This is a genomic window from Puia dinghuensis (assembly GCF_014642875.1).
GTDB classification, from domain to species: domain Bacteria; phylum Bacteroidota; class Bacteroidia; order Chitinophagales; family Chitinophagaceae; genus Puia; species Puia dinghuensis.
Genome location: NZ_BMJC01000002.1, coordinates 34,606 through 54,383 on the forward strand (window position 1 = coordinate 34,606; position 19,778 = coordinate 54,383).

A 19,778-nucleotide genomic window follows, 5' to 3' on the forward strand; every position below is an offset into this window, starting at 1 on the left:
GGCCTGCATCCCAATGCCGCCTTCCCGGTTTTTTTCTTTATTGTTAATTCTATTATTAATCCCCCATTAATGCTCCCGTTAATGCTATAACTCTTTCTTCGCAGTATGAATAGCATCGCTTGCCGTAGGCTCATCCCACTGCTGAGTATCCTCCTCATTGGCTTCATCTTCTCCCCCGCAGCCGAAGCCCAAACCAAAGCCCAACATCCGGCCGGGCCCCAACACCTCGCCGAAATCCCATACCCCATCGCCGAACTCGACGCTTGTAATGTCACCTGGGACCAACCCGGGCCAACATCCGCCGCCTCCATGCCCCTCGGCAACGGGGACATCGGGCTCAACGTATGGGTGGAACCAGGCGGCGATCTCCTCTTTTATATCGCCAAAACAGATGCCTGGGGCGCAGAAACCCGGCCCGAATGGGACAATTGGATGAACACCGGTGGCGTGTTGATGAAGCTGGGCGCCATCCGCGTATCGCTAACGCCGCACCCGCTCACCCCCTCAACCCCTTTCCGGCAAACCCTCCGCCTGCGCCAGGGCGAGATCATGATAAAGGAAGGCGATGCCGATATCAAAATATGGGTCGACGCCAACCATCCCATCATCCGCGTGGAGGCCAATAGCCCGCAGCCCACAAAGCTAAAGGTAACCCTCGACGACTGGCGCCTCAACGAGGGCGACACCATCATCCCCACCAAAACCAGCACGCTCACCTGGTTCCACCACAACGCCGGCACCGCAGACCCCCATCTCGCCGGCCGCATCTTCGGCGCCACCATCGAATCCCCAGGCATGACCCGCCAAAGCACGACAAACCTGCAGTCGGCAACCGCCACCCGCCACACCCTCATCTCCATCTATCCCCTCACACTCACCAACGCCACGGCCACCGAATGGCAGTCCAGCCTGCAAGCACAGATCAACACCCTCCAACGTATTCCCCTCGAACAGACCCGCACCGCCCATCAGGAATGGTGGCGCCACTTCTGGCAACGCAGCTACATCTACATCCATGGTGACAGCACCGCGGAAAAGACCACTCGAGGCTACGTACTGCAACGCTTTGTCACCGCCTGCGCAGGCCGCGGCGCCTGGCCGATAAAATTCAACGGCTCCCTGTTCGTCGTCGACAACCCGGAATGGCGATCGGCTGGCAAACGCACTCCTATGACTGCCGACTTCCGCGCCTGGGGTGGCCAATACTGGTTCCAGAACACCCGCGCCATTTACTGGCCCCGGCTCCAGGCAGGCGATTTCGATATGATGCGGCCCCTGTTCGGCATGTATCGCAACATGCTACCGGGCAATACCGCCCTGGTAAAGCAATACTACCATCACGATGGCGCCTATTTCCAGGAGACGACACCCTTCTGGGGCGGCCTTCCTTATATGGCACCGGAGGTGAAAGAAAATTGGACGGCGCATTATTTCACCCCCATCCTCGAGCTCAGCATGATGATGCTCGATTATTTCGACTACACAGGCGATACGGCCTTCGCACGCGACACCCTGCTGCCGATCGCTACCGCCGGCATCACCTTCTTCGATCAGCATTTCGATCGGGACATCATGGGCAAATTGCTGCTCGACCCCGACAATTCCATCGAGATGTTCTGGAAGGTGCATGACCCCGCGCCTGACATCGCTGCCCTGCATGCCGTCCTTCCCCGGTTGATCGCTCTACCGGATGGCCTCGCCCCCACCCGCCTCCGCCAAAGCTGGGCAAGGCTGCTGAGCCAGCTGCCTCCACTTCCCATGGGCACTACGGAAACGGGCGAACCCCTCCTCCTGCCATATACAGGGCCGCAGACAGTCCACGGCCACAATCTCGAAAACCCGGAACTCTATGCCGTATATCCCTACCGCCTATATAACCTGCTAAGGCCAGAGCTGGATCTCGCCCGCACCACCTTCGGGCATCGCCGGTTTAAAGACAAAGGCTGTTGGAATCAGGACCCCATCCAGGCGGCTATGCTGGGACTCTCCGACGTCGCAAAAGAATACACCGCTTTCAATTTTGCACGCAAAGATCCTACCCTCAAATTCCCGGCTTTCTGGGCTACCGGCCACGACTACCTGCCGGATGAGGACAATGGTGGCAACGGCGAAAATGCCCTGCAACAAATGCTGCTCCGGGCGGATGGGAACAAGATCCTGCTCCTGCCGGCCTGGCCCGATGACTGGGACGCCGACTTCAAACTCAACGCCCCGTACAATACTACGATCGAGGGCCACGTCGTCCATGGGAAACTCACGCGTCTCATCGTAACGCCCGCTTCACGGCAGGCCGATGTCATCGTCAATCAACCTCCGATGCCTTTCACGGGCGAGAAGACCAGCTGGCGGAATGGATATGACCGTTTTGATTTCCTCATGGACGGGCAAACGAATGCGATCACCCCCATCCTCGCCACCGCCGACGAAGGCTCTGGCGCCAGGCCGGCCGAAAAGGGGAAGATCCGCTGCATCGTCGTCGCCCCGAAAACCCCAGCCCCGGGCAATCCCTGGGTCTGGCGGGGATGCTATTGGGATTATGAACCCGGGTTTGAAGTCGAACTGTTGCGCCGGGGCTTTTATGTCGCCTTTATCATGTGCGACCCCGACACGCATTGGGATGCCTGGTATGATTTCCTCACCCGGGTCCATGGCCTGTCGAAAAAACCCGCCTTCAGCGGCATGAGCAGAGGCGGCATCAACGAATTCGCCTGGACCACCTCCCATCCCGACGAGGTCTCCTGCATCTATGCCGATAACCCGGCCCTCCGGCCCGAAAGCTTCACAAGACTGGACGCGCTGGCTCGCCACGATATCCCTTTATTACATATCTGCGGCAGTTATGATTTCCTGCTGCGGGAACATACGCTGAGAGTCGAGGACCTCTATCACCAGCTGGGAGGGCGGATATCTGTGGTCATCAAGGAAGGCGCCGCCCACCATCCCCATGCCCTCCGCGACTCCACCTTCATCGCCGACTGGATAGAGAACAACAACCAGCCCGCGAAACCCGACGCACCCGCCATCCCGGGGATCAGCTGGGACAAGTCCTATTATTACTCCTATGCCGACACGATGCGCCTCCTTCATCCCGAAGAGATCAACGCTACTTGCCGCGGCCCGCTCTTTACGGCTTGCTATGACCGTTATGATGTAAACACAGGTTCCAACCTCGATATCACAGGCATGACGGTCATCCTTCCCAAAAGACCGGCCTCCGGCAAACCCTGGATCTTCCGTGCCGACCGCGCCGGTCGGGTGGCCGATCCGGTAGACCTGGCGCTGCTGGCCAAAGGCTTTACCATCGTCGCCGCTCCCGTCACTGCCCAGGCCGGACCCGTCACCGAACAATGGGACGAAGTCTACCGCCAGCTCACCGCCCTGGGCTATTCCCCCAAGCCCGCCCTCGAAGGCGCCGGAGCCGCCGGCGGAGAAGCCTACTACTGGGCCATCGCCAACCCCGATAAATTGTCTTGCATCTATACGCAAAACCTCGTACTCCGCAGCCTCAGGGCGAAAGCACCCCTCGTCGACAGCCTGGCGCCGCTGACGAAGGCGGGCATCCCGCGGCTCGATGTTCCTGGCCCGCTGCCCGCGGACATCACGCCGATCGTCAACTTCATTGTAGTCAAAACAAAATGATCGTCTATGCGACACTGTTTTATCATCCTGCTCCTGGCGGTTTCAGCCGGCTTCTCCGCGCAGGCGCAGAACCCCTTCATCAGCGATATGTACACGGCAGACCCCTCCGCCCATGTGTGGAAGGATGGCCGGCTCTATGTATATCCTTCCCACGACGTCGCCCCACCCAGGGGCTGCGACCTGATGGATAAGTATCACGTGTACTCCACCGATGATATGGTCCACTGGAAAGATCATGGCCAGGTTCTCGAAGCAAGCGAAGTACCCTGGGGCCGGCCCGAAGGCGGGTTCATGTGGGCGCCCGACTGCGCGTATAAGAACGGTACATACTACTTCTATTTCCCCCATCCCACCGGCAGCGGTAAGGAATGGAACAACACCTGGAAGATCGGCGTGGCCACCAGCAAAGAGCCGGCAGCCCACTTCAAAGTGCAGGGATATATCAAAGGGCTGAAGTCCATGATCGACCCCTGCGTATTCGTCGACGACGACGGCCAGGCTTATCTCTATTATGGCGGCGGTGGCCACTGCGAAGGTGGGAAGCTGAAGGATAATATGATGGAGATAGAGGACAGCATGCAGCCAATGGTCGGCCTACAGGACTTCCACGAAGCCAGCTGGGTCCACAAGCGCAACGGCATCTACTATCTTTCCTATTCCGATAACCACGACTCCGCCGGCCGGCACAACCGGATGCGGTATGCCACCAGCAATAACCCGCTCGGACCCTGGACCTACCGGGGCATATTCATAGACCCCACCGACAGCTATACCAACCACGGCTCGATAGTCGAATACAAAGGCCAGTGGTATGCCTTCTATCATACCAGCGCCCTATCGCACTTCGACTGGCTTCGTAGCATCTGCGTGGACAAACTGTTCTATAATCCCGACGGCACCATCCAAAAGGTGATCCCTACCACTACCGGCCCGGGTCCCTTGGCTAAGGCCGCCGTGAATACGGCCGCCGTGGGCGCCGCCGCCGCGAAGGTCCGCTACCCATCCTACACCGGGCTCGTCATGGCAGGTTACCAGGGCTGGTTCAACACCCCCGGCGACAGCAGCGGTCGCAATTGGCATCATTACCAACACCGGGGTGTATTCGCCCCCGGCAGCTGCGAGATCGATCTTTGGCCGGACACCCGGGAATATGCAAAGACCTATCCTACCCCCTTCCAATATGCTGATGCAACTACGGCCACCGCCTTCAGCGCCTATGACGCCTCCACCGTCCAATTGCACTTCAAATGGATGAAAGACTACGGCATCGACGGCGTCTTCCTCCAGCGCTTCGTGGCCGAGATCCGCAATCCCAGCGGGAAACGGCATTTCAATACCGTGCTGGACAACGCGATGGCAGCGGCTGCCCAATACGACCGTGCCGTTTGCATCATGTATGATCTCAGCGGGATGCAGCCGGGCGAAGAAGAGCTGACCCTGGGCGATCTCGACGAGCTTACTGCCAGATACGACTTACTGAACGGTACGCATAGTCCCACCTACCTGCATCATCACGGCAAGCCGTTGGTAGTCGTCTGGGGAGTCGGCTTCAATGACCATCGCCGTTATGGCTTCACGGAAGCGGAGACCCTCATCGACGGGATAAAGCAACGGGGGTTCAGCGTCATGTTGGGTGTTCCCACATATTGGCGGACACTGGGCCGCGATTGTCTGCCAGATTCGACGCTTCACCGGCTCATCCGCAAATGCGATATCGTAGCCCCCTGGTTCGTGGGCCGCTACAACGAGAACAGCTATCCCGCTTTCAGCAGCCTCCTGACGGATGACCTCGCCTGGTGTCGCGCTAATGGTGTGGACTATGCGCCGCTGGCCTTTCCGGGTTTCTCCTGGAAGAATATGAACGGACTGCAATCCACCGCCATCCCCCGCAACCGGGGGCATTTCTTCTGGCAACAGATCGCCGGCGCCAAACAGGCGGGAGCCGCCATGCTTTACATCGCGATGTTTGATGAAATGAACGAAGGAACGTCTATCTTCAAGTGCAATACCGTCGATCATCTTCCGGTGAATGACGGCGGCAGCTTCGTAGGCATTGACAGCGATCTGGGCAGTGACTACTATCTCTGGCTGGCAGGGCAGGCCGCCGCGTGGTGGCATGGTAAGAAAGGCTATAGCGTCAATCTCCCACAACGTCTACCCCGATCTCGCTGATAGTCCTGCATCCCGCCAGCCGGGCCGTCAGCTCGAAATCATTACTGATATTCTGAATCACCTCCCGCACGCCCCGCCGCCCGCCGATCGCCAGTCCATAAGCATAGGGCCGGCCCAGCAGTACGGCGTCGGCGCCAAGCGCGAGGGCTTTGAATAGATCGCTGCCGCTGCGGATGCCGCTGTCCAGCAGCACAGGGAAGGGCTTCGGTAGCGACGCCCTGATAGCCACCAGGGCATCCAGTGAGGCGATGGCCCCATCCACCTGCCTGCCCCCATGATTGGACACGATGACGCCATCGGCCCCGCATTCCCGGGCCCTAAGCGCATCGTCGGCTCGCAGAACGCCCTTTACAAGGATAGGCAGCTTTGTTTGCTGACGCAACCAGGCAAGCTTCTCCCAGCTGAGGGCAGGATTCGAATAGATACCCGTAAAAAGACGAACGGCTTCCAACGGCTCGCTGCTAAAGAGATTCTTCCACAACCCGCCGGGATAATTCGCCTTCAGTTGCAGCAGCGCCGCGATGGTCGCCGGCGTTATCGGCGGTTTGGGTGCAGCACCCGTGGCCGGCATCGCACCCGCACTTTGATCCCCACCAGACCCCGGCATCGCATCTTGGCCGCCCCCGGACCCGGGCGCCACGAACCCTTTGCGCAACAATTCAAGGAAAACTTTATCCGACGTATACTGCGCAATACCCATCCCGCGCAGAAAGGGCAGGTAGCCCAGCGCCAGGTCGCGGCTGCGCCATCCCAGCAGCGTGGTATCCAGGGTGAGGACGATGGCGCCGCAACCGCAGGCTTCCGCCCGCCGGACAAAAGACAGCACCAGCTCATCACTCCGGCTCCAGTACAGCTGAAACCACCGCGGTGTGTCCCCCATGGCTGCGGCACAGGTCTCCATAGGAATACCCGCCTGGTTGGAAAAAACAAAGGGGATACCCGTCTCCCTGCAGGCCTCCGCCACCATTCGGTCGGCGCCGCGACAGACGAGGTCAAGCACCCCGATCGGCGCCAGCAATAACGGAACGGGCAAGCGCATACCCAACAACGTTGTAGAAAGATCAGCTGAGGCATTGGGCCGCATCATCTGCGGCCGGATAACCACCCGGGAAAAAGCCGCCAGGTTGGCGGCGATGGTCTTCTCGTCTCCGGCCCCGCCATCGATATACGCCCAGGCGGGCGTCGACATTTTTCGCTTCGCTGTTTCACGCAGCGTGGCCGCCTCAAAAGGGATGAGGGGCCTCCTTCCGGAAAGCCCCTTTATAAAAATAGATCGTTGCCGGTCAAGCGCTGGGATAAAGGCCATGGTTACCTGATTTTATAAGGCAATTTAACAAACCGGGCCCTCAATTCAAATGATATCCGACACTCTCCTTCACCACCTCCATCGGGATCAGCACCATCGCTTCCACACTGTTGTCTATCTGCCTCAGGCTGAATTTCGCCTTATTGCCAAAAAGCAGTTTCAACCGGCTTTCGGTGCTCACCAGTCCGAAGCCTTCATTAGGGGGGAACTTATCTAATTCACCGGTGTTCTGTATGATGATCATATGAAATCCATCGACGATGGTGGAGGTAATTTTTATCTGCCCTCCTTTTATGCTCTTGCTGATCCCATGTTTGATGGCATTCTCCACCAGCGTCTGCACCAGCATCGGCGGCACCGGTCGGTCCAGCGTGTTCTCATCCAGGCAATAGCTTATCTGCAGCCGGTCTTCAAAGCGAATATGCTCCAGCTCCAGGTAATCTTTTACGATATTGATCTCTTTTTCCAACGGCACCACCTCGGTCTTTTCAGCAAGCATGCTGCTGCGAAGGATGTTGCTGAGTTCCGTGACGGCTTTTCGCGCCCTCGGGGGATTCTCATCGATCAGCGCCCGGATACTGTTCAACGAATTGAAAATAAAATGCGGGTTGATATGCGATTTGATCACCTTCAATTCCGCCTGGATGGATTTCAGTTCCAGCTCCTTGACGATGGCTTCCAACTTCATATTGTCGGTGGTCTGGCGCCGGCTCTTCTCGACATAATGATAGATAAAATAAATGCAATTCCAGATGAAGAGGTAAATAAAGGAATAGAAAATGTCGCTGATAATTATGGAGCTCCGGGTCAGGTTCTTTTCCGCACTGCTCTTCAGGTCGAAATAATCGGTGAACACCGACTCACAATACCCGCAAAGCGCGCCGAAGATCATCGTGATGCAGAAGAATTCGATCAGCTGCATCTTTAAGGATTTTGCCAATATCCTCCGTTTGTGGATCACCTGCCGCATGATGCTCGTCCAAAGCAGTCCGAGAAAAACAAAAACAAAAAGCCTGCTGACAAACCGGCTGTTATATTTGGCAAAGGTGATGGCAAAAAATATATTGACCAGGACGATAAATCCCCAACCCAGGGCCTGGAATAAGATATAAATAGAGAAGTTGTCTTTGAATAACTTTTTCAATGTGCCGCTCATGTTCAAACCAGGAGAATTAATAAAAAAATCTCATTTAAAGGTAAAAAAACTACCTTAATACCCCAGGTCTTCTATTTATTCGGCTATATAAAGGTACAAAAGGGCTTCTTTCCCACACAAAAGCGCCAAAAACGCCTCCCCAACCTCCCGGCGCCAGGGATCACATCACGATAAACCGCACCGTTCCACTGCTTCCATTGATTCCATTCATCCCGCTGGACCCATCCCGCCCCTGCTCCCCGGTGCTCTCGGAGGCGTGCCACCGCCGCCGTTCGCACCATTTTCGCCGTCACCTCCATTCCCTCCGTTGCCTCCATCACCACCTGGCCCCTGTATGGAATCAACGAAAACATCCGCAGTAGAAGATCGTCGCTGTTCTTCTTCTTGACGGGATACCAGGTATCCGTAAATTGCTTATCATCATAAAAGGTGCGTACGCCGAAGGTCACATGCGCGCCGGGAAACCGGTCCGAATTGCCATTGACCATCAGCGCAATGATGGCGCGCCTCCTCGCCCAATGGGTCAGCGCGTCAGCCTCCCGCCCCGAAAAAATTTCCCGCGATTTGAGCGTGATTTCTACTTTTTCCGTAATTTCGCAGCCCGATCTCAAATAAGATCAACGTCTCTGTAGCTCAGTTGGTAGAGCAGCTGACTCTTAATCAGCGGGTCCACGGTTCGAGCCCGTGCGGGGACACTGAGAATGAAGCACTTAGGAGCATATGGCAACTAGGTGCTTTTTCATTTGATACATGATTTGATACATGTTTTCAAAGCGCTTTTTTTCATAATATTAACCCTATTTTACGGCCCAGTTTCGCCCACTTTCCGCAATTTCTTAACTTACGGTTGGATGAATCGAAGAAATAAGTCTCTCCGCAACATACCTTTCTAATCACCATTACCTTTATGAAGTCCCGGTCGACGTAAAGTCAAGCCCTCGGCGATAAACAATATGAGTTATAAGTATCGAAAAGAAAAAAGGATTACCGCACACCGAATTCTTTCTATATTATGTGATCATTATGAAAAGCAAATTAGAATCTTGCAAGATCCGGATGAAGATTATCTTGACCTTTTTAAAGTAATTCCTCGACCAAAGATTCTAGAACTATTCTCAATTGTTGAAATGCTTTCAAACAATGGTCATATCGAAAAGGATCTTGATACTCCAGAAAGACCGAGAATTAAAATTACCAATCCTGGAGTAGACGCGTTTCGAGAAAGCTACTATCTGAAGGAAAATCAGAAGGACAGATTGGAATCAATTGAGTTATACACAAAATGGATAATCCCAATTGGCAGTTTCATTATCTCAATTATTGCTCTTCTTTTTTCTATCCTAAGAAAATAAATTATCTTTTGTTCAAACTTGTTCGATCAAACTGTAAGATCCCCTTCTTTTGGCTATTTCAACAATTGTGTTCCGTCCCCTCGAATTAATGCCCTCGTAAGTACGCCACTCAACCCTATGCGCTCCTCTGCCGTCGTTGCTTTACTATTGCTGGAGTAAACCTATTCTTGTTGTCTTGGTCACCAAAGCCAAGCCTCTCATAAATATTACCACCAACGCCCGGATCAACATTGCCATCTGAAGTCTTCGCATTATCTACCGCAAAATATAGATATTCAAACTTTTTACTGACCACAGAATCAAATTCATTCTCTAGCTTTTTCGTTGCGCCTTCAAGCAAGACAGGGGCAACAACAAGAATTCGCTCGGGGTTAGATTCTTCAATTAATCTAGTTAAGTTGGTTCTGACGACACACGAATTTGCTATAATCGACTTAATTACAATCAATACCCTGGCATCTTTGTAACCCTCGTCGTGAAACTCCCTCAGTATCGGAGCAACAGAAATGTCGTTTTCCTTGTTTGGCTTAAATCTCTTATTCCAAAATACTGTCAAAAGCACTTTTCTCCCTTTCTCTTCCAAAACCTCTACAATTCCCTTACCCAAGCTATCCGCATCTTCGACAGTACATACAAGGGAAACAGCATCACTAAGGCTTCCAATTCGATCAGAAATCAACGAACCGAATCTCAACCCAAGTTCATACATCACATTGGCATATGCCGAACTTGGCAGTGCCTTATCGATGAGGCTGTTAAGCAATTTGATTGTATGTTGATCTACAAGATCATTCTCGATAGTTCTCGCCATATTATGCAGATAAAAAGGATTCTAAATCTTCAAACGATTTGATTTCATTATTAAAGACATCATTCTCCCACTGCTCAAATCCACTGCTTCCAATCGCGTATTGCACGACTCCACTATCCGTATCATAGTACTCCCATTTTATGAATCCGTTTTCCACCCTATAAGAAAATCCTACTATTGATTTAAAAATATCACTTAGCTTTCTGGAAACAACATTAGATCTACCTTTAATATAATGGGGATTACTTCTACAACTCCCATCTATTAGCAGCCCCAATGGAACATCAACCTTATTTGAAGCATCCCACGAACCCAACAATATCGTCCCCAAAGTCTCCAATTTATCTATTGATGGATTTGAAAGTGCACACATTTTCGTCAGCTCTTCTCTCATCATAGGATTCGTCCGAATTAAATTATTCATTGACGATGCTGATTCAAAATGTATTACCTTGACAAAACTACTAAACTCCTCTGGCATATTAGCAACAAGATGATCGTATACGCTTTTCTTCGACACCACCAATCTAAGATTTGAAGTCACGCCCAACTTGGATGAAATTTCATTTTGATTCCTAAAATCATCCCTCAATTCATGCTTGCCACCCTGCCAATACAATTCTACAACATCTTTAATTTGAAAGCAGTATTCTGTGTTCTCTTTCACCTGCTTTACTACGAAGTCATCGACAAAAGCAATGACCTGTGATGAAAACAATGTACCCTCCCCATCTGCATTTTGGTTAAAAAATTGAGCAATAACGAATACCGCAAAAAAATTCTCAAATGTATTCCCTTTTGCGTTATTTTTTCCTCCCTCATTTTTATTCCTCAGATATTTAAAATGGGCCGCTCCATTTTCTTCCCCAAAAACCAATTTCAATATATCTAAAATAAACATTCCATATCAAATTAAAATAATATAAACACTTGACGTCAAGTTTAAATCTCCACAAATGTGAATAAGTATGGATCCTTGGAGTATTTCTTTCAGGATAGAAAACAACTCTGCAGGCGATCCGCGTTTCTCGGATAGCCCTCGTCCGCTTTTGAGATGAGAATCGTGGCAAAACCCAAAACGTTCCTCAACTAAAGTTAACCAACGCCTTTGTATATTCTGCATGCGCCGCCAGATTGAGTGGATTAAATATAAATAACTAATTTCATTTCACACTACAGCTATGGATAAACAAGACACGCATCCCCTGCCACCAATAGCGGCCTTGCAAGCGCTTGCGGCAAACGCCGCTAAGGCCATTCTCGATATATATTACGATGAAACCTTGATAAGTCAGGTCACCTTCAAACAGGACGCCTCTCCCTTGACGCTTGCAGACAAAGCCAGTCACGCGATCCTTGTCGAGGGCCTGAAAACGCTGACCCCGGATATCCCGGTGATGTCCGAAGAAAGCGCCGTCCTTCCTTATGAGGAGCGCAAACACTGGGAATACTTCTGGTGTATAGATCCCCTGGACGGCACAAAGGAATTTCTGCAGCGCAGTGACGAGTTCACCATCAACATCGCGCTTGTCCATCACCAGCAACCCGTATTTGGGATGATCTATGTTCCTGTACAGCGATCCTGCTACTACGGAAGCAGCCGCGAAGGAACCTGGCGCATCACCTCGAACGGTTCACCGGTGCGCCTTCACGCCGATAACCAGGCAAAGGATTGGACAGCATTAGGCAGCAGATTTCACTCATCCCCCGAAGAGCAGGAGATGGTAAAGCAATATCCCATCTCGAAGACCATAGCCGCGGGCAGTGCCCTTAAATTTTGCCTCATAGCCGAGGGAAAGGCCCATTTTTACTACAGGCATGGCCCTACTATGGAGTGGGATACGGCGGCTGGTCAAGCCCTCGTGCAATTCAGCGGTGGGAAATTCACGCACCCCGGGGGAGGGGCTTTCCTTTATAATAAGGAATCACCACTCAACGGCTCCTTTATATGCAGCATCGATCCGTCAAAAGAGTACACGCCATAATATACTAAAACCACCCATTCCCCGTTTTTAACGAGGAAAAACCCGTATGTCCTTCTAAACGATCCCCTTATGAAGAACCCATCCATCCTCCTTGGACTCATGGTCCTTTGCTATTCCTGTAGCTCCACCAACCTGATGTCCCTCAGCGTCACCGAACCGGCTCCAGTGGGCCTTCCTCCCAATATAAAGTCAGCAGCAGTAGTCGACAGAAGTCGCGCCACCGATGAGAACAGAACCATCGACGCCCTTCATAAGGCACTCTCATTGGAGAGCAAGAGTCTCCAGGCAGAAGGCGCAAAGGCCGGCGTCACCGGCCTCACCGACGAGTTGATGAAGAACAACCGGTTCACCTCGGTGAGATACCTCGATAATCTTGACCTCCGCTCGTTCGGCGCAGGAGTATTCCCCACCTCCCTGCCCTGGGACACCGTGGACAGCATATGCAGGCTCAACAATGTGGATGTCTTGTTTTCTCTCGAACTCTTCGACGCGGAATCCAAGGTCGGCATTCCCGTCCCCCCCACGAACCTGCAAACCGTAGTAAGCAATCTGCCGGCCATCGCACAGCAGGTGAACATGAACACCCAGGTAAAAACCGGCTGGCGAATCTATGACCCATCTTCTCGAAATATCCTCGATGAATATATCATTTCCCGGGATCTCTCCTTCCAGGGCCACGGCCTTGACCCTGCTACAGCCGGATCGGGCCTCATCGGTCGTAAAGAAGCGGTGAAACAGGCTGCCATCAACGCAGGCCAGGCCTATGCTTCACGCATCCTGCCCTATTCCATCCGTGTATGGCGGTATTATTATGTACGGGGCGACGGAAATTTCATCGTTGCCAAACGCATGGCGCAAACGGGCAACTGGGACGGCGCCGCTCGCATCTGGCAGCAAGAGACCGCCAGCACTTCCCGCAAGGCAGCAGGCAGGGCCTGTTATAATATGGCCATCATCAGTGAGATCAATGGCGATCTCCCCGGGGCTGTCCAGTGGGCGCAGAAAGCATATGAGGTCTACGGTCTCCGCCTGGCCCTCGAATATGTCAACGTCCTGCATCACCGACAATCCGACAACGCCGTCCTGAAAAGCCAGACCGAACTCACCAGCACTCCATAACCGCCGGCTTGCCTCGACTCAGGAAAGCTGTGGCCGCCCATAAAATATGGGCAATCTCAGCGTAACACGAGTCCCTGCCGGACTGCCGTCACTGTCCTGCAGATCGGTGACCTCGATGCCGGCATCACCAGCATAGAGCTTATTCATGATCCCGATGCGGTCTTCGGTCAGCGACAGGCCACGCGAGGGATACTCTTTCCATTCGGCGCTTTTTGGCCTTGCAGCAGCTTCCTTCCTGCCGACACCGTTGTCCTCGATAACGATCACTATCCGGTCGTCGGCAATTCGCATCCTTATACTGATGAAGCCCTTTCCATCAACCTTGTGGGCAAGGCCATGCTTCAACGCATTTTCCACAAAGGGCTGGATAAGCATGGGCGGGATAAGCACCACGCCAGGATGGATGGAAGTATCCACTACTATCTCATAATCGATCTTCTCCTTGAAACGCATCTTTTCCAGCGACAGGTAGGAAGATAGATAATCCACTTCGTCCCCGATGGACACAAAGGTTCGCGATGAATTATGCAGCGTCATCCGGATCAGCTTGGCCAGGCCCGTAATGTATTGATTGGAGCCGCCGGTATCCCCGGATAAGTTGAGCAGCTGGATCGAAGTAAGACAATTGAAAATAAAATGCGGATTCATCTGCGACTTCAGTGCAGTACTCTCCAGATCGCTCATTCGTTGCAGCAAGCCCTCTTTTTCCCGCTGCCGGCGGCGGATTATTCGAATCCGGCTCGATACTAACAGCCATGACAGAACAAGCGACAACAGCCAGGCGCCAACGACAAACCAGGGCTTCTTCCACCACTGGATATCAACGGTGACGGGTAGCTGCAACATCCGGCTCCAGTTGCCGAACTTATTCACTGCGATCAATTGCCATTCATACTCCCCTGACGGAAGCTCAGGGTAATCAAGGGTGTTCTCCTTCGTCTCCCGCCAGGTGCTGTCGAGCCCCAGCATCCGGTAGCGATAGGTAATATCCCCGGCCGATCGGTAAGAAATACCTGCAAACTCCAACCGGAGATGCTTATCCCTGTAAGGGATGACGAGATCGGCCGTATCTACTATCCGCTCCCGACCCGAATTCATCACCGACAGGAGATGGAGCCGGCACCCTTCACTATTCACCGGCTTCTGCTCATCGAAATAACTTAGCCCTTCGGATGTTCCGACATAGATGCGCGAGCTGTCTGCCAATACCGTATTGATCATATCCGATGCAAGCCCATCCCGGCTGGTATAACGCGTAATGGGATATCCCGGCTTGTCCAGCTCGACCCGGTTCAACCCCTTATCCGTGCCTACCCAGAGAATATTGTTGTGCACCTGCAGACACCGGCAGATATCGCTGGTCAATCCCTGCTGCCGGGTAAGCGCGGCCACCTCCCGGCCATTCTTATACCCGATGATCCCCGCATCATCGTACGACCCGATCCAAAGCGTCCCATCCTCAGCCTTGACGATCGCAGAGATCCGGTTCCTCAGAAAAGGGACCCCGTCGCCCAGGAACACCCGCGGGCGGCCCTTTACGAGCCGGTATAATCCATCCATCGTGCCCAGATAAATAGTATCATGCGTGTAAAAGGCAATGGTAGCTCTACCCTTCAATAAAGTGTCCTTCATCCGCGCATTTCGGGTAAGCGGCAGATCGAAGGTCCCTGCGCCCCAGGAATAAGTGGCCAGCACGGTCCGCTCGTTCATCCAGGTAAGAGATTTAAGGCCACCCCCAAAAATATCCCCAACAGGTCGGAGATCGCGGGTATCCTCCTGCACCCCGCCGTCGCCTCCGGCCAGGATCTTACCATCCTTTGTCGTATCGATGATCAGTATCCGCTCGGGCTTGAAGGGAAAATAGAGGTGTTGTTCCCGGAGGGTAAGCCCCGGCAGAGAAAGCCGGAAAATATAGTTGTGATTATCCCCGACCCATAGTTCATGGCCAACCCTGGCGAGGGCAGTCACCGTCGCCTTTTCCGTGCGCTCCACCGTAAAAGAGATCGACCGCACATCATTCGAAATAAGCCGGTAAAGCCCTGCTCCCATGGTCGTGAACCAAAGGTCCCCCGAGGCGTCCTTAAACACTCTCGATACGGCGATACCTGGCAAATACGTTCTCGTTTGCCCGGTTCGGATGTTATATTCATGACTGCCATCCAGCTCATTGGAATACACCAGGCTGTCGCCTATAGCGGTAAAAGCGATACTCCTGTGATGCTGTTTATCCCACGCCTGGCGGATGATCCTTTTTTTCCCAAATGAAAGGATATTATACGCAAGACCTCTCTCATTCCACACCACCGTGCCGCTGCTCAAGGCGAAATCGTTAGATCTGGATCCGACATACGGGATACGCATCGAATGGAGGCATTTGTTGCCGGAGAACTCGACTATCTTTCCATTTATTTCCGCGAGAAAACCACCGGATGTACTGGCGCTTACAGCAAAGCAGTTGCTCACCGGCGCCCCGTCAAGAGAATCGACATCGGTCAACGAGCCGTCTGCCCCGAGTATATGCAGGACGTTCTTTTCCTGCAACAAAATATTACCGGCGGCGTCCTCCGCAAAACCCCAGAGATTGCCATCCAGCCGGATATGCCCCAGCACGGAGTCATTCTGTTCCGTGTGTATCCTGCCCTGGTAATAATAGCAAATGGATTTCCGCAGGGGCGCCATCCATACTCTGCCCCTGGAATCGGCAAATAGCTGTACTACCTCCAGGTCGGGCAACCCATCTTTAGTGGTGAAATTCTTAAAATGCGAACCGTCAAAGCGGCTGACACCGGTTTCCGTACCGGTCCAGATAAACCCATCCTTATCCTGCGTGATACAATAGACGGTCGATCCGGCCAGACCCTCGGCAATCCCATAGTGGGCATAGCTATACTCCTGTGCCAACGATACAATGGGAAAAAAAGCCAGGCAAACGATCAGGGACAATAAGGCCTTCATCATAGGCAAAGTAGACACAAGATAATAAAATTACTTTACCCACCCGCACCGGCGGCCAACCCCTATATCAGCTTCAACACCTCCGCTCCCATCGCCTCTGTCCCGAGCACCTTCGCCGTAGGAGTCGTTGCATCTGCAATATCCCTCGTCCGGAAGCCCGCCTTAAGCACCCCATCCACGGCAGCGATCACCGCCTCGGATTCGGCCTTCATCCCAAAGGAAATGTCCAGCAGCAGGGCGGCTGACAGGATGGATGCCAGGGGATTGGCAACGCCTTTCCCCGTAATATCATGCGCCGAACCATGAATGGGTTCATATACCCCCGTGCCGTCGCCGATGGAGGCGGAAGCCAGCATACCCATGGAGCCCGCTATCTGGGAGGCTTCATCCGTAAGGATGTCGCCAAAAAGATTCGCCGTAACCACAACGTCAAAACGCCTGGGGTCCTTGATCAGCAGCATCGCCGTAGCATCCACAAACTGATGCTCCACTTCCACGTCAGGATACTCCTTCGCCACTTTCTGCACCACCTCTCGCCAAAGCCGGGACGTCTCGATGACATTGGCCTTATCGACAGAACAGACCTTCTTGCGCCGGGTGCGGGCAGCGTCAAAAGCCTTACGGGCGATGCGCTCCACCTCATACCGGCTGTATTCAGCCACGTCGTAGGCCGTGTCGCCATTGTTCTTCCGGCCTTTCTCGCCGAAATAGATATCCCCCGTCAGCTCCCGGAAGAAGAGGATATCCGCCCCCTTTAATATCTCAGGCTTGATGCTCGAAGCGCCAAGTAATTCATCGAACAATTTGATGGGCCGGAGGTTGGCATACAGCCCCAGTTCCTTCCGCATCTTCAGCAACCCTTGTTCGGGCCGGACGCGGGCGGAGGGATCGTTATCATATTTCGGATGGCCCACCGCGCCAAACAACACGGCATCCGAATGGAGCATCTTCTCCAGCGATTCATCAGGCAGCGGGCTACCGGTTGCCTCGATGGCGACATGACCGATCAACGCTTCATCATACGTAAACGAATGCCCGAACTTCGCGGCGATGGCGTCCAATACTTTCTTTCCAACTGCTGTTACTTCCTGTCCTATTCCGTCTCCCGGAACGATTACAATTTTTTTATTTGCCATTCGATCTTAAATTAAATTCAGCATTTTCTGGGTGGCCTTTATCGCCGAGACGGTCTGATCGCTGTCCAGCCCCCTTGTCTTGAATTCCTTATTGTGAGCGGCCCAGGTGATCACCGTTTCGCAGAGCGCGTCCGTCTTCCCGCCCGGGGGAATACGCACGGCATAATCCACCAGCGTGGGCAGCTCCAGCTTTTGCCGCTTGTACACTTTCTTCAGCGCATTCATAAAAGCATCGTATTGGCCGTCACCCTGCGCATGCTCCTCGAATAGCTCCCCATCGATGGAGACCTTCACCGCCACGGAAGGATGCAGGCTCTTGGCATGTGTAAGCACATAATCCTCTATCCGCACTTTTTCCTGGATGGCCTTGCTGTCCAGGATGTCGGCAATGATATACGGCAGGTCGGCCTGGGTAACCACCTCCTTTCGATCGCCCAATTCGATGATCCGCTGCGTCACCAGCTTCAGGTCAGCTTCCGATAACTGTATACCTAATTGTGCAAGGTTATTCTCTATATTGGCTTTACCGCTCGTTTTGCCTAACGCGTACTTGCGCTGCCGGGCAAAACGCTCCGGCATCAGATCGCTGAAATAAAGATTGTTCTTCTTGTCCCCGTCGGCATGGATGCCCGCCGTCTGCGTGAATACATTTTCGCCCACGACTGGTTTGTTGGCAGGGATACGTACGCCCGAAAAGGTCTCCACTAATTTGCTCACCCGGTAGAGCGAAGCCTCGTTAACCGAAGTTTTTACGGAAGGCAGAAAATCGTTGAGCACGGCGACGGCGCTGGCCAACGGCGCATTGCCGGCCCTCTCCCCCATCCCATTGACTGTAAGATGGATGCCGTGCGCCCCTGCTTTTACCCCTTCCAGCACATTGGCCGTGCCCAGATCGTAATCATTATGCGCATGAAAGTCGAAATGCAGCCCGGGATAACGCTGTACAATGGCGCCGATGTATTCCGTCACCTCCGATGGGATAAGGATGCCGAGCGTATCGGGCAACATGATCCGTTTCACCGGCTGGTGCTGTAAAAAATCCAGATATTGAAAGACATACTCCCGCGAATGCCGCATTCCGTTGCTCCAGTCCTCGAGGTAGACATTACAGTCCAGCCCATTCTTCCGGCCCAGCGCGATAACGGCCGCCACCTCTTCAAAATGCTGTTCAGGTTTTTTCCGCAGCTGGTGGGTCAGGTGATTGAGCGAGCCCTTCGTCAGCAGGTTCATTACTTTCGCTCCGGCTTCCTTCATCCATTGGATGCTGACATCTCCATCGACAAAGGTCAGCACCTCGATCCTGTCCAACAGATCGTTGGCCTTAGCCCACGTTGTGATCGCTTTCACCGCCTCTAATTCTCCTTCAGATACTCTGGCAGAAGCAATTTCTATCCTATCCACATTCAGCTCGGTGAGCAATAGCTGGGCGATCGTCAGCTTCTCCTGAGGCGAGAACGACACCCCGCTGGTCTGTTCACCATCCCGGAGGGTAGTATCCATTATCTCGATATGACGTGCAGCGTGAGCCATTGGAGTATTTTTAATAGATGCTCTTTGCCGCAAAAACCCGGATGTCCTCCTTCATCGACTGCAGGTAGTCGATGTCGTCATAGCCATTCATGAGGTTGTGCTTTTTATAGCTGTTGATCTCGAAAGGTTCGAACTCGCCCGAAGCCAGAATAGTGATCTTCTGTTCCGGCAGGCTCACTTCCAGCTCTGCATGCGGATCGGCCTCTATCGCCCGGAGGATCTTATCCAAAAAGCCGGGGCTTATCTGCACAGGCAGGATGCCGATGTTGAGCGAATTGTTCTTAAAGATATCGGCGAAAAAGCTGGACACCACGCAGCGGAAGCCATAGTCATAGATGGCCCAGGCCGCATGTTCGCGGCTGCTGCCGCTGCCGAAGTTCTTGCCGCCAACCAGTATCTTCCCCGAATAAATGGGATTATTCAGCACAAAATCCTTTTTGGGCGTATTATCCGCATTGAACCGCCAGTCGCGGAAAAGGTTGTCGCCAAAACCCTTGCGTTCGGTAGCCTTCAGGAAGCGGGCAGGGATTATCTGGTCGGTGTCCACATTCTCTATCGGCATGGGGACGGCAGTGCTCTTTAGTACCGTGAATTTATCGTAAGCCATAATGTTTGTA

Annotated in this window: 14 protein-coding genes and 1 tRNA gene; 6 read left to right on the forward strand and 9 right to left on the reverse strand. The window is 53.2% G+C overall.

Translation table 11 applies throughout. The annotated features are described in order from the left end of the window. Positions 1 to 105 precede the first annotated feature (105 nt). Positions 106 to 3,639 carry a DUF5703 domain-containing protein gene (locus IEY39_RS08280; RefSeq protein ID WP_188930460.1) on the forward strand — a complete coding sequence of 1,178 codons (3,534 nt, stop codon included), beginning with the start codon at positions 106 to 108 and terminating at the stop codon, positions 3,637 to 3,639. A 6-nt stretch (positions 3,640 to 3,645) separates the two neighbouring features. Then, positions 3,646 to 5,811 carry a family 43 glycosylhydrolase gene (locus IEY39_RS29745; protein ID WP_229688826.1) on the forward strand — a complete coding sequence of 722 codons (2,166 nt, stop codon included), beginning with the start codon at positions 3,646 to 3,648 and terminating at the stop codon, positions 5,809 to 5,811. Here the strand turns inward: IEY39_RS29745 and IEY39_RS08295 are convergent. The 3 genes from IEY39_RS08295 to IEY39_RS08305 all read right to left on the reverse strand — a co-directional run bounded on the left by IEY39_RS08295 (position 5,777) and on the right by IEY39_RS08305 (position 8,884). Beyond that, positions 5,777 to 7,117, reverse strand: a complete 1,341-nt coding sequence (locus IEY39_RS08295; RefSeq protein ID WP_188930462.1) for an alpha-hydroxy-acid oxidizing protein — start codon at positions 7,115 to 7,117, stop codon at positions 5,777 to 5,779. The two genes, IEY39_RS29745 and IEY39_RS08295, sit on opposite strands and share 35 nt — an antisense overlap. A gap of 40 nt (positions 7,118 to 7,157) precedes the next feature. Then, positions 7,158 to 8,273: a sensor histidine kinase gene (locus IEY39_RS08300; protein WP_188930464.1), complete on the reverse strand. Its 1,116-nt coding sequence runs from the start codon at positions 8,271 to 8,273 to the stop codon at positions 7,158 to 7,160. An 83-nt stretch (positions 8,274 to 8,356) separates the two neighbouring features. Further along, entirely contained in the window at positions 8,357 to 8,884 is a 528-nt protein-coding gene (locus IEY39_RS08305; RefSeq protein ID WP_188930466.1) for a hypothetical protein, read from the reverse strand. A gap of 11 nt (positions 8,885 to 8,895) precedes the next feature. On the opposite strand from IEY39_RS08305, the gene IEY39_RS08310 reads away from it, so the two are divergent. Further along, positions 8,896 to 8,968 (forward strand) — tRNA-Lys (locus IEY39_RS08310). Positions 8,969 to 9,226: 258 nt separating this feature from the next. Next, entirely contained in the window at positions 9,227 to 9,625 is a 399-nt protein-coding gene (locus tag IEY39_RS08315; protein ID WP_188930469.1) for a hypothetical protein, read from the forward strand. A 115-nt stretch (positions 9,626 to 9,740) separates the two neighbouring features. On the opposite strand, the gene IEY39_RS08320 is transcribed toward IEY39_RS08315, so the two are convergent. Both IEY39_RS08320 and IEY39_RS08325 read right to left on the reverse strand, forming a co-directional pair. Beyond that, positions 9,741 to 10,436, reverse strand: coding sequence for a hypothetical protein (locus IEY39_RS08320; RefSeq protein WP_188930471.1), 696 nt, complete (start codon positions 10,434 to 10,436; stop codon positions 9,741 to 9,743). A gap of 1 nt (position 10,437) precedes the next feature. Continuing rightward, positions 10,438 to 11,337, reverse strand: a complete 900-nt coding sequence (locus IEY39_RS08325; protein WP_188930473.1) for a hypothetical protein — start codon at positions 11,335 to 11,337, stop codon at positions 10,438 to 10,440. A gap of 280 nt (positions 11,338 to 11,617) precedes the next feature. Here IEY39_RS08325 and cysQ point away from each other — a divergent pair, with 280 nt between their 5' ends. Both cysQ and IEY39_RS08335 read left to right on the forward strand, forming a co-directional pair. Further along, positions 11,618 to 12,421: a 3'(2'),5'-bisphosphate nucleotidase CysQ gene (gene cysQ, locus IEY39_RS08330; RefSeq protein ID WP_188930475.1), complete on the forward strand. Its 804-nt coding sequence runs from the start codon at positions 11,618 to 11,620 to the stop codon at positions 12,419 to 12,421. 69 nt (positions 12,422 to 12,490) lie between these two features. After that, positions 12,491 to 13,540 (forward strand): DUF6340 family protein, encoded by a 1,050-nt coding sequence (locus IEY39_RS08335; RefSeq protein ID WP_188930477.1) that lies wholly within the window; start codon positions 12,491 to 12,493, stop codon positions 13,538 to 13,540. A gap of 18 nt (positions 13,541 to 13,558) precedes the next feature. Here the strand turns inward: IEY39_RS08335 and IEY39_RS08340 are convergent, their stop codons facing one another. The 4 genes from IEY39_RS08340 to leuD are packed head-to-tail and all read right to left on the reverse strand — an operon-like array spanning position 13,559 to position 19,768. Next, complete coding sequence (locus tag IEY39_RS08340) at positions 13,559 to 16,513, reverse strand: sensor histidine kinase (RefSeq protein WP_188930479.1); 2,955 nt, start codon at positions 16,511 to 16,513, stop codon at positions 13,559 to 13,561. Between the two features lie 44 nt (positions 16,514 to 16,557). Next, a complete protein-coding gene (gene leuB / locus IEY39_RS08345) occupies positions 16,558 to 17,631 on the reverse strand; it encodes a 3-isopropylmalate dehydrogenase (protein ID WP_188930481.1) in 1,074 nt (357 codons plus the stop codon). A gap of 6 nt (positions 17,632 to 17,637) precedes the next feature. After that, positions 17,638 to 19,161, reverse strand: a complete 1,524-nt coding sequence (locus IEY39_RS08350; protein ID WP_229688827.1) for a hydroxymethylglutaryl-CoA lyase-like TIM-barrel protein — start codon at positions 19,159 to 19,161, stop codon at positions 17,638 to 17,640. A gap of 10 nt (positions 19,162 to 19,171) precedes the next feature. Beyond that, the gene (gene leuD / locus IEY39_RS08355) at positions 19,172 to 19,768 is read right to left on the reverse strand and encodes a 3-isopropylmalate dehydratase small subunit (protein WP_188930484.1); all 597 of its coding nucleotides are present in this window, start codon (positions 19,766 to 19,768) and stop codon (positions 19,172 to 19,174) included. Positions 19,769 to 19,778 lie beyond the last annotated feature (10 nt).